General features: G+C 69.3%; 7 protein-coding genes and 2 pseudogenes. 4 read left to right on the forward strand and 5 right to left on the reverse strand.

The annotated features are described in order from the left end of the window. Positions 1–1581: a glutamine-hydrolyzing GMP synthase gene (gene guaA, locus AB0912_RS31770; RefSeq protein ID WP_366706005.1), complete on the reverse strand. Its 1581-nt coding sequence runs from the start codon at positions 1579–1581 to the stop codon at positions 1–3. A gap of 327 nt (positions 1582–1908) precedes the next feature. Between guaA and AB0912_RS31775 the strand changes: the two genes are divergently transcribed. The 3 genes and pseudogenes from AB0912_RS31775 (at position 1909) to AB0912_RS31785 (ending at position 5295) form a co-directional block, all read left to right on the forward strand. Further along, positions 1909–2223, forward strand: coding sequence for a chorismate mutase (locus tag AB0912_RS31775; protein WP_366706007.1), 315 nt, complete (start codon positions 1909–1911; stop codon positions 2221–2223). A 1199-nt stretch (positions 2224–3422) separates the two neighbouring features. Then, positions 3423–3649, forward strand: a pseudogene (locus tag AB0912_RS31780) (IS5/IS1182 family transposase); the annotation flags it as partial. 827 nt (positions 3650–4476) lie between these two features. Continuing rightward, positions 4477–5295, forward strand: coding sequence for a methyltransferase domain-containing protein (locus tag AB0912_RS31785; protein WP_366706009.1), 819 nt, complete (start codon positions 4477–4479; stop codon positions 5293–5295). 439 nt (positions 5296–5734) lie between these two features. On the opposite strand, the pseudogene AB0912_RS31790 reads toward AB0912_RS31785, so the two are convergent. Further along, positions 5735–5936: pseudogene (locus AB0912_RS31790) on the reverse strand (transposase); the annotation flags it as partial. 157 nt (positions 5937–6093) lie between these two features. Beyond that, positions 6094–6504, reverse strand: a complete 411-nt coding sequence (locus AB0912_RS31795) for a hypothetical protein (RefSeq protein WP_366706011.1) — start codon at positions 6502–6504, stop codon at positions 6094–6096. A gap of 250 nt (positions 6505–6754) precedes the next feature. On the opposite strand from AB0912_RS31795, the gene AB0912_RS31800 reads away from it, so the two are divergent. Further along, positions 6755–7801, forward strand: coding sequence for an LPXTG cell wall anchor domain-containing protein (locus AB0912_RS31800; RefSeq protein ID WP_366706013.1), 1047 nt, complete (start codon positions 6755–6757; stop codon positions 7799–7801). A gap of 117 nt (positions 7802–7918) precedes the next feature. Here AB0912_RS31800 and AB0912_RS31805 read toward each other — a convergent pair whose 3' ends face one another. Together AB0912_RS31805 and AB0912_RS31810 are read right to left on the reverse strand one after the other, a co-directional pair. Further along, positions 7919–9742, reverse strand: coding sequence for a GMC family oxidoreductase (locus AB0912_RS31805; protein ID WP_366706015.1), 1824 nt, complete (start codon positions 9740–9742; stop codon positions 7919–7921). Between the two features lie 87 nt (positions 9743–9829). Further along, complete coding sequence (locus tag AB0912_RS31810; protein ID WP_366706021.1) at positions 9830–11413, reverse strand: succinic semialdehyde dehydrogenase; 1584 nt, start codon at positions 11411–11413, stop codon at positions 9830–9832. Positions 11414–11496 lie beyond the last annotated feature (83 nt).

Raw genomic sequence — 11496 nt, forward strand, 5'->3', positions numbered from 1 at the left:
CTACTCCCACTCGATGGTGCCCGGGGGCTTGCTCGTCACGTCGAGCACGACGCGGTTGACGTCCGCGACCTCGTTCGTGATGCGCGTCGAGATCTTCGCCAGGACGTCGTACGGCAGCCGGGACCAGTCGGCCGTCATGGCGTCCTCGCTGGAGACCGGGCGCAGCACGATCGGGTGACCGTACGTCCGGCCGTCGCCCTGCACGCCCACGCTGCGCACGTCCGCGAGCAGGACCACCGGGCACTGCCAGATGTCCCGGTCGAGACCGGCGGCGGTCAGCTCCTCGCGGGCGATGGCGTCGGCGGCGCGGAGCAGGTCGAGCCGCTCCTTGGTGACCTCGCCGACGATACGGATGCCGAGGCCGGGGCCGGGGAACGGCTGGCGCTGGACGATCTCCTCCGGCAGGCCCAGCTCCTGGCCGACCATCCGGACCTCGTCCTTGAACAGCTTGCGCAGCGGCTCGACGAGCTGGAACTCGATGTCCTCGGGGAGGCCGCCCACATTGTGGTGGGACTTGATGTTGGCGGTGCCGGTGCCGCCGCCGGACTCGACCACGTCCGGGTAGAGCGTGCCCTGCACCAGGAACGCGACGTCCTCGCCCTCGGCGGCCTCGGCGATGATCTCCGCCTGGGCCTGCTCGAAGACGCGGATGAACTCGCGTCCGATGATCTTCCGCTTCTCCTCGGGGTCCGAGACGCCCTTGAGCGCGGTGAGGAAGCGCTCCTCCGCGTCCACGACCTTGAGCTGGACGCCGGTCGCGGCGACGAAGTCCTTCTCGACCTGCTCGGTCTCGCCCTGGCGCATCAGACCGTGGTCGACGTACACGCAGGTGAGCTGGGAGCCGATGGCCTTCTGCACGAGGGCCGCGGCGACCGCGGAGTCCACACCGCCGGACAGACCGCAGATGGCGCGCTTGGTGCCGACCTGCTCGCGGATGAGGGCGACCTGCTCGTCGATGACGTTGCCGGTCGTCCAGGACGGGGTGAGGCCCGCGCCCCGGTACAGGAAGTGCTCCAGCACCTGCTGGCCGTGCGTGGAGTGCATGACCTCGGGGTGGTACTGGACGCCGTAGAGCTTCTTCTCGTCGTTCTCGAAGGCGGCGACCGGGACGACGTCCGTGGACGCCGTGACGGTGAAGCCCTCGGGGGCGGCGGAGCAGGCGTCGCCGTGCGACATCCACACCGGCTGCTCGTCCGGGGTGCCCTCGAACAGGGTGGAGCCGGACTTGGAGACGTGCAGGGGCGTACGGCCGTACTCGCGGGCGCCGGTGTTGTCGACCGTGCCGCCGAGGGTCGTCGCCATGAGCTGGAAGCCGTAGCACATGCCGAAGACGGGGACGCCCGCCTCGAACAGCTCGCGGTCCAGGCGCGGGGCGCCCTCCGCGTACACCGACGAGGGGCCGCCGGAGAGGATGATCGCGGCCGGGTTCTTGGCGAGCATCTCCGGGACCGGCATGGTGCTCGGCACGATCTCGCTGTAGACCCGGGCCTCACGGACGCGACGGGCGATGAGCTGGGCGTACTGCGCACCGAAGTCGACGACCAGGACGGTGTCGGGGGCGGCGGGGGACGCTTCTGGCACGGTCTGCCTTCCGGCGGTGAGCAAAGGGTGTGTACGGGCGATTCTACCGGGGGCCGGGGTGGGCGTGTCGCCGCCCGTTCCGACGGCCCGGGTCTCACCATCCGAACCGGCTTGGCCCGCGTCCAGGGGCCGGTGCATACTGCCGTCATGCTCACGCACACGACGTTCCTGTTTACCTATGGCAACCGGCCCACCGGCTGCCATGGTCGTGCTGCTTGAGCAACTGACAAGCGACTTCCCAGGCGCCCCGGGCCGACAAGGCCCGGGGCGCCTGCCGTTTCCGGGCCCGACCGGTCCGGGGCACCCCTTCCACCGAGGAGCCCCGCCATGACCGACGTACTCGCGACGACCGATGCCAGGACCGACGTGCTCGACAGGACCGGCGCCCGCACCGACGAGGCGGCGGACGTGATCACCGGCGCACGTGAGCGCATCGACACGCTCGACGACCGGATCATCGGTCTCGTGCAGGAACGGATGGCCGTCTCGGCGGTGATCCAGGAGGCCCGGATCACCTCGGGCGGCCGACGGGTGAACCTCTCCCGCGAGATGGAGATCCTCGGCCACTACCGGGAGGCGCTCGGCAAGCCGGGCACCTCGCTGGCCATGACGCTCCTCCAACTGTGCCGCGGCCGGGTCTGACCGCTGCGCCGGCGGGCGTCGGGCCGCCGGCGTCCAGGGCGGGCCGCCCCTTACCCGGCGCACGCACGTACGCATCCCCTCTCACCCGTACGGCGCGTGACCGGGGCGCGACGGGCTTCGTTTCTCCTGGTGTCCGTGTCAGCCAGGGGCGGGCCCGAAAGAACCACGCGTGGCTCCGCTGGAGCGATGAGACGTACGGATCGTGCCGTGCGTCGTGGGACCTCGCTCCAGGTGGTGTGACCGGACGGCAGGGGACAGCAGCCCGGTCACTCAAAGACGGTCGGCTCCGGGGACGCCCGGGGCCGCCCGGCGGAAGCTGTTCGGGGATGCCGGGCGGTTGCGGAGGCCGCCACGGACATCCGCACGAGCGAGAACAGAGCACAGAGAACAGAGCACAACCGAATCCCGGTCGCGGCCCCCCGCCGCGACCACCTGTGACCAGCGGCGCACCCCCCCGGCGCCGCCTCCAGGCACCGGCGCTGCCCTGACGTCGGTGCTGACGGAAGAAGGGCCCCGCGGAGACCGCTCCGCGGGGCCCTTCGCCGTGCCTGAACGAGACATGGCCCGGCCCTCGCGGACACGGACCCGGGGCGGGGCGCACGGATCTGAGGCTTGCCGGGACACCGCGCGGCCGATCGGCATATCGGCGCTCGTGACCGGTGATGTTCCGGCCGGGCAGAGTGGGAAAGGCAGTATTCGCCTGCCTGTTGGCAGCTCGCCGAGGACCTGCCGACGCATGAGTTCACCAGTACGCCGGCCGCCTGAGGTACACCCATCGTGGCGCGAGGAGAAGAGAGCCTCGTGGGGCGCCGAGAGAAGGCTTCACCCTCTGTCGCAGCACCCATGAGCACGGGGAGGTCATCGATCTACTGCTGCGGCGCGGGCGCGGGACAGTCACCGGCGCGTCCTGATCCCGGTCTGTGCCGATTTCTCGGCGCGCGGTTATTGACGATCAAGGACGAGAGCGTCGACCTGGCCCACGAGACACTGATCCCCGCATGGCCGCGGCCGAGGCACTGAGTGGACGAAGAGCCGGAACGGCTGCGTCTGCACCGCGGCTGACGGAGGCGGCCCGCACTTGGAGGCTGCCTGACCGGTGAAGACCCGGGGGCGCCTTGTACCGAGGCGTTTACGAGTTGGTGCGTGATATCGAGTGAGGCGTCGTGCCTGGCAGGTGGCATGATCCGTCTGCGGCGAGCATGGTCAATCGGGCGGTGCTGGCGCATCGGCTGTTCACGGGGATCTCGCGGCGTCATCTCGCCTGTCTGGTCGAGGAGTTGGCGGTGCCGTGGCAAGCCGGGGCGAGGGTCGTCGCCATGCTGCACGAGGTGGGGCCAGGAAGCGGGCCGTGGGAGCCGGCGCCCGTCGCCAGCTGGCCTTCGTCGACCGGCTGGTGGCCACGCTGATCCATCTGCGGCACGACCTGTCGTGGAGCACTACCGCGTCACCGCGACGGCCGCGCGCGACCGCTCGCCTCATGCGGGCCTTGACGACTCTGCCCGTGGTTCTCGTGGCGAGTGGGCTGAGCATCTGGCTGATGTGGTACTTGAACCGCAAGCACCCTGACATTGATTCCTACCTGGCGGTCCCGCCCGAGAGCGCCTCAAGCTCCGTTTCCCCACAGGCATCATCCGCATCATTCGGCCAACCATGACCCGGAATCGAACAATCCGGTATGCAGGATTTCTTTGCCCATGTCCTGGTCATAGGCACAACTCGACTCACCGATCCGATCCAGTTCTTGTGGATCGATTCAGCCATCGACACCTTAGCTCGTTGACGTGACCGCAACATTCCCCTTTGATTGCCGGTGGAGAGAAAGGCCACATAATTAGGCCGTTTCCAACATGCTGGGGCAGATGCCGAGTCGGCACGGACGGGGATCGTGGAACTACTTTATGCCGGACTCCCGCGCCGTCCCCGACTCCGCCCACGTCACGGCGAATTGAACGTCGCGTCGGACGCGAACGGACTACGCTTTCTCGCCGACATCTCAGCTGGCAGGCTGCTTTGATTGCGCGTCGACTTCGGCTCCTGCCTTGGACGCCGCTTTCGGGGCACGGGCGTCGCCAGCATGACTCACGCGGTGTTCAATGCTGGTCTTCGCCATAGTTACCTAAACCGTCACTTCAAAGTCACGGAAGACTTGTGGTAGCTGAGACCTTCTTGAGCAGTGCCGACTTTTCCGCATCCCCTGAATTTCTTCCCAGCATATAACACCGTTTCCCACCCACTCATCCCAGAGGTGCACTGGTGATTGACTCGGATATACTCGAATTCTACAACAGAGGGCTGGAACAAACTCGCCTAAAGGATCCGCGCAAGTCAGTGCAGTTCTGGCGGTACCGCGATATCCTCGCGCGGCACCTTCCGGACTCGCCTGCCACTATTCTGGACGTCGGGGGCGGCCCAGCCACCTATGCCCTTCCACTAGCCGAAGAAGGCTACGACGTCACTCTGATCGATCCTGTACCTTTGCATGTTTCGCAGGCAACCGAAGCCTTTGAAAAGCATACCTGGGCTTCCTGCAAAGCCCTCTGCGGAGATGCACGAGATCTCCCGGTCGATGGGGAATATGATGCTGCGCTTCTGCTAGGTCCCATGTACCACCTGGTCAGGGCAGATGATCGCCTGCAAGCCTGGAGAGAGGCTCGCCGCTGTGTACGGCCAGGTGGCGTGATCATCACCGCCGCTGTATCCCGCTTCTACCTCGGCTGGGCAACGCTCGCGGCGAACAAGCTGCGCATGCCGGGTGTCGCAGAGGCGACAGACAAGCAACTTCGCTCGGGTGAATACCACAATCCCGGCGACGACGAGCGACTGTGGACTACCGCTTACTTCCACACTCCCGACGAACTGGCCAATGAAGTCCGGACTGCTGGCCTCACTTTGCGTGCGCTCGTGGGCGTGGAAGGCCCGGCGAAGCTCCTCGGAGACATCGGTGAGCGTATGGTCGACCCGCAGCGCCGGCAGCAGATTATTGATACGCAGCGCCGCATCGAGGAAGAACCCAGCGTTCTAGGTATGTCACAGCACATCATAGCGATTGCGGAATGCTCGAAGGACCAGTGACCGCAAGCGTCACCAAACCCTGCGCGTCATTGGATTGGTGACTTCCTCTCACAAGCGGGTGGTGCCCCAGAAGCGTGCCGCGACCCGGCAGTAGGTGGCACGGGATGCCGGCTTCAGTGCTGGACAGCTCGCGGGCGCGGTCGTGCATCCCACCCAGCAAATCGAGCTCCTCGCTGCTCGTCGGCCTGAGTTCACTCTGCAACCAAGGCTTCGAGCTCGGGCGCTGAAATCGGATACGGGCGACGCAGTCGCCCGTATCCGATGGCGATGTCGAGCTCGAACGCCCACACGACCACGGTCTCTTCGCAACCCGGCGGTCCGAGACGGTTTCCGAGATCCTGCCCGTCCACCCTTCCATGAACGTCCGATCGCCTTCCTTTATCGTCGCGAGAACGCGAACGGCAACTACCGGAGCCGTTGGAGCCGGTAGTCACTGGAAGCGGCGGAGGTGGGTGGCGGTGGCCCCGGCGACGTCGCCACCGGGGCGGAGACGGACAACGTCCAGGAGCCGGCACCCATGGCAGAACAGGGGGGTCCGCGCTGGTCGGTGCGTCGGAGCGGAGCCAGCCGCCAGCGTCGACCGGCAGGACCGGGCGCCCGTCGGCGGCCCGCCGCATCGGCAGACCGGCCAACACCTGACGAGCCGGGGCACATCCACGTTCACGATACTCACTGACAGAACCGCGATGGCCGCCTGCCATGAGCGTACGAGGCGGCGACGGTACTGGATCCCCGTGCCCAGACCGGCGCCGGCGAGCAGCGCGAGTCCAGCCACGGCGCAGAGGACGTAGCGGTCGACTACCACGGCTTCACCAGCAACGCCGTGATCAAGGTGCCGACCGGAACTGTCAGCAGCGTGGCCGCAAAGACGGTGAGCGGCCCTGAAGTAGCGAACTCGCGCAGCACGGCAGAAAAACGGATCAGAACCCCGTATATCCCCACACCTCGCGCCTGAGGACGCTCGCAGTTACCCGCTAAGGCCGAGGTGGCCGCGATAACCAGCACCATCACGAGGTGTAGAAACGCCAAAAGGAGCAAGAAGCCACGGCTGCCGGGCGCGGTGAACCACGCGGACGTGGCGTCATCGGGTGGATGGTGGCGGAATGCCGGAGATGGTGGGCGGAATACCGGAGGTGGGACCGGAGCGCCGGAGAGACGGAGATGGCGAGCCAGCTTTCGGCGGGTCAGGTCGATGTCGGCCTGATCCAACCCGCCCGTCCATTGATGGTCAGCCCACCCGCCCTCGCGCCCACCCGGCACCCGCCCTCGCCTCCACCCGGCGCCCGAGATGTGACCCAGCCCACATAAGAATTCTGTGAGGTTCCGGACAACCCTTCACGGGTCCCGCCGGTCACACCTGCTGAACCAACGGCCACACCCGCGCCCCACAGCGGAGGCCTCGCCCGTACCAGCCACCCGTGCGCCTCGTGTCCTCGCGCACCGGACCTCCGAGGTCTTCATGAAGATTCGCCGTGCTCTGGCCACGGCGGCCGCGACGGCCGTCATAGCCCCGCTCGCCCTGCTGTCGGTCGCCCCGGCCGCGTTCGCCGACGACGACCCGTCGGCGAGCGCGAGCGTGTCGGCTTCGCCGTCGGAGTCCGACTCCGCAAGCCCGGCCGAGACGAGCCCGGAGCCGACGGACAGCGCGTCCGTCTCGGCGACGGCGACGGCGACCGATTCGAGTGGCGGCTCCAGCGCGTCGGCGTCCGAGTCGGCCTCCGCCTCGGCATCGGAGTCGGCCTCCGCCTCGGCGTCCGTGTCGGCCTCGCCCTCGGCGTCCCCGAGCGCGAGTGCGAGCGAGAGCGGCCCGGCGGACATCTGCCTCGACGAGAACGGCGACGACGTCAGCGAGCTGAGCGCCGACCTCACCAGCAGCCTCACGGGCCTGCCCCAGCGGATCGTCGCGGGCAGCGGCTGGACCGGCTTCAAGTACAACGTCGCCAACCACGGCGACCGCACCATCGCGGACATCACGCCGCTCATCGGTGTCGCGGCGGCGGGCTGGGACGCGAAGGACTACTCGGGCGGCATCACCGTCCAGGTCCTCGACAAGGCCTCCGGTTCCTGGAAGGAGGTCGCGGGCGCGGCGGGCGAGGGCGGCACGTTCACGCCGTTCACCCTGAAGGCGGGCGGCTCGACCTCGTACCAGCTCCGGCTGAAGGTCAGCGGCAAGGTGCCGGACGCCATCGGCATCACCGCGGGCTTCGCCCAGTACGCGGACGACGCGGGCTGCTGGATCGCGGACGACCCGAACGGCTGGATCTACGAGTTCGCGATCCTGGCCGCCGGTTCCGACGCGGGCGACCCCTCGGACGCCAAGCCGCAGACCGGTGGCGCGAAGGAGATCAAGGACGTCAGGAAGGTGGCGGCCACCGGCTCGCTCGCCGAGACGGGCTCGTCCTCCGCCCTGCCGGCGATCGCCCTGGCCGGCGGTATCGCGGTCGTCGCCGGCGCCGGCGCGCTGGTCGTCGTCCGCCGCCGCAGGTCCGGGGACGCGGCGGCCTGACGCCAACAGGCGTCACTGACGCGGGCATCAGCCCGTACGAGGAGAAGGACCTGCGCTCGGAGGGGGGCGCAGGTCCTTCTTCGCGTGTGCTTGGGGCGGCCGTACCAGCGGCCGGAGTTACGGCTTCGGGGGCATCGCCGGCATGCCCAGGAACGGGAGCCGCAGCGCGCCGAACGCGTCGGCGGGCACCGCCGGTCGCGCCGGCTCGACCGCCTTGAGGCGTTCGTAGGCGGCGCCCTGCGCGGGACGCGGGTCGGCCTCGCCCTTGTTGGGCCAGAACGACATGGCCCGCTCGGCCTGCGCGGTGATGGTGAGGGACGGGTTGACGCCGAGGTTCGCGGAGACGGCCGAACCGTCCACCACGGAGATCCCCGGGTGACCGTAGAGCCGGTGGTAGGGGTCGATCACCCCGTCCCGCGCACTGGCCCCGATCGGACAGCCGCCCAGGAAGTGCGCGGTGAGCGGCGTGCCCATCAGCTCGCCGACGTTGCTGCCCGCGAAGCCGTTGATCTCCTCCGCGAGGGTGGTCGCGGCCTGCGAAGCCGCCCTGATCTGCTTGGGGTTGGGCGCGCCATGGCCCTGACGGGCCGTCAACAGGCCCTTTCCGGCGCCCTTCGGCTTCAGATACGTCGTCAGGGAGTTGTCGAGCGACTGCATGACGAGGCCGATGATCGTGCGCTCGGACCAGCGCCGGTTGGACAGCGACCTGAGGACGAGCAGCGGATGCCGGGCCGCGTTGGCGAACCAGCCCGCGACCCTCGACGAGCCCTCGGCGTAGGGGACTTGGAGGATGGACAGGCCGCCCATCGCGTTGGAGCCCCGGCCGTAGCGGACCGGCTCGATGTGCGTGTTCTCGTCCGGGTGGATCGAGGACGTGATCGCGACACCCCGGGTGAAGTCGGCCTTCCCGCCGTGCAGTCTGCGGTAGCGGCGGTCGTCGGTCTGCGCGCCCACCAGCGCCTCGGAGTTGGTCCGGGTCAGCTCGCCGAGCCGCTTCGAGAGATACGGGAGCTGTCCGCCCGCCTTCATCCGGTGCAGCAGGGTCTGTGTGCCGTAGGTGCCGGCGGCGAGGACGACCCGGCGCGCGGTGAACGTCCGGCCCTCGCCCTTGCGCCGCTCGTCCGTCGGAAGGGTCTGGACGGCGTACCCGCCCCGCGAGTCGTCCGTCACGGAGACCACCGTCGTCATGGGGTGGACGACGGCGCCGGCCTTCTCCGCGAGGTAGAGGTAGTTCTCGTTGAGGGTGTTCTTCGCGCCGTGCCGGCAGCCGGTCATGCACTCGCCGCACTCGGTGCAGGCCTTGCGCGCCGGGCCCGCGCCGCCGAAGTACGGGTCGGCGACCTCCTGGCCCGCCGCCGCCTTCGCCGCTCCGTCCGCGTCCTGCCCGTCGCCGAAGAACACGCCGACCGGCGCCAGATGGAAGCTGTCACCGACGCCCATCCGCTCGGCCGCCGCCTTGAGGTGCACGTCGGAAGGCGTCATCGTCGGGTTGAGCCGCACGCCGAGCATGCGCCGGGCCTGGTCGTAGTACGGCGTCAACTCCTCCTCCCAGTCGGTGATGTCCTTCCACTGCGGGTCCTCGAAGAACGGCTTCGGCGGCACGTAGAGGGTGTTGGCGTAGTTCAGGGAACCGCCGCCCACCCCGGCGCCCGCGAGGACCATCACGTTGCCCAGCAGATGGATGCGCTGGATGCCGTACATGCCGAGCCGCGGGGCCCAGAGGTAGTTCTTGATGTCCCAGGAGTTCTTGGGCAGCGCCTCGCGGGTGAAACGGCGGCCCGCTTCGAGGACGCCGACGCGGTACCCCTTCTCCGTCAGCCGCAGCGCGGTGACGGAGCCGCCGAAGCCGGAGCCGACGACCAGGACGTCGTAGTCGTACGTTCCCGGTCCGCCGTCCGCTGCCGCGTCCGGCTGTTCCTGGACAGAGTTCTCCTGTGACACGTGCTGCTCTCCTCGTCGAGAACCGTTGGGACGCGGGACACGCGGGACACGCGGGACGCGTAGGACGGAAGGGGGGCGGAAAGGGGCCTAGCGCAGCCGGAGCACCTTCATGACCTTCAGACTCCGGTTCATGAACGCCGCGTACTTCTCGTCGTCCATGCCGAGGGACGGGGCCATCGGCAGCAGACGCTGGTGGGCGACGGTCTGCGCCTCGGTGTACTTGAGGATGCCCTCGGAGCCGTGCCGGCGGCCCAGGCCGGAGTCCTTCATGCCGCCCATGGGCGACTGGACGCTGCCGTACGCGGGCGCGTAGCCCTCGTTGACGTTGACCGTGCCGGTGCGCAGCCGTGCCGCGAGCGCGCGCCCGCGCCGGCCGTCCTTCGTCCAGACCGACGAGTTGAGCCCGTACGGCGTGGCGTTGGCGCGTTCGACGACCTCGTCCTCGGTCGAGAAGCGGTACAGGGAGACGACGGGTCCGAAGGTCTCCTCGGCGCACACGGCCATCGGGGCCTCGACCCCGTCGAGGATGGTGGGCTCGAAGAAGTACGGGCCGATGTCGGGGCGGGCGACCCCGCCGGCGAGGACCGTGGCGCCCTTGGCGACGGCCTCCTCGACATGCCGCCGCACCGTCTCCAGCTGGCGCTCGCCGACCAGCGATCCCATGTCGGCCCCGTACGCGAGGGAGGTGCCGAGGCGCATGGCGCGGGTGCGGGCGGCGAACCGCTCCGCGAAGGCGTCGGCGACCGACTCGTGGACGTACAACCGCTCGATGGAGATGCAGAGTTGGCCGGCGGAGGAGAAGCAGGCCCGGACGGCACCGGCCGCCGCCTTCTCGATGTCGGCGTCCTCCAGGACCACCATGGCGTTCTTGCCGCCGAGTTCGAGGGAGACCCCGACGAGCCGGGCGGCGGCGCCCTGGGCGACCTCGCGGCCGGTGCGGGTCGACCCGGTGAACGAGACGTAGTCGGCGTGCCGGACGACCTCGGGTCCGACGACCGGACCGTCCCCGAGGACGACCTGGAAGACCTCGGCGGGCAGCCCGGCCTCGATGAGCAGATCGCGCGCCCACAGGGCGGTCAGGCAGGTCTCGGTGTCGGGCTTCATGACCACCGCGTTGCCCGCGACGAAGGCGGGCAGCGCGTCGCCGACCGACAGCTCCAGCGGATAGTTCCAGGGCGCGATCTGCCCGACGACACCGCGCGGGTGCCGCAGTTCGGTGACCTTGGTGAGGGTGGGGACGGCGCCGGTGTGCCGCTTGGGCCGCAGATAGGCGGGGGCCTTGCGGCCGTAGTGCCGGGCGGCGACCACGACGGCCTGGACCTCTTCGTGCGCGTGCAGCCGGGCCTTGCCGGTCTCCAGCTGGATGAGGTCCAGCACCTCGGCCTGGCGGGCGAGCACGAGGTCGTGGAAGCGCAGCAGGACGGCGGCGCGCTCCCGGACGGGGGTGGCGCCCCAGGCGGCCTGCGCGGTCCGGGCCCGCTCGAAGGCCTCCTCGACGTCCTCGGGCGTGGACTCGGGCAGGTCGGCCAGCTTCTCCCCGGTGAACGGCGTGTGGTTCACGGTCCGCCCGGAGCCGACGACCCCCTTGGTGAGCTGCGCGACCAGCTCGGGCGTGACGACGTCGGCGGCGGTCCGCGCCCCGAGGGGGGCGGGCGCGAGGGGGTTCGACATCGACGTCGTCAGCACGCTGCTGCGTGAACACGGCGAACCGTGCTCGGTGGCGCAGATCCGCCGCGCCGTCGTTCAGACGCGGC

Origin of the sequence: Streptomyces sp. NPDC007084, assembly GCF_040703595.1 — a bacterium.
Classification (GTDB): domain Bacteria; phylum Actinomycetota; class Actinomycetes; order Streptomycetales; family Streptomycetaceae; genus Streptomyces.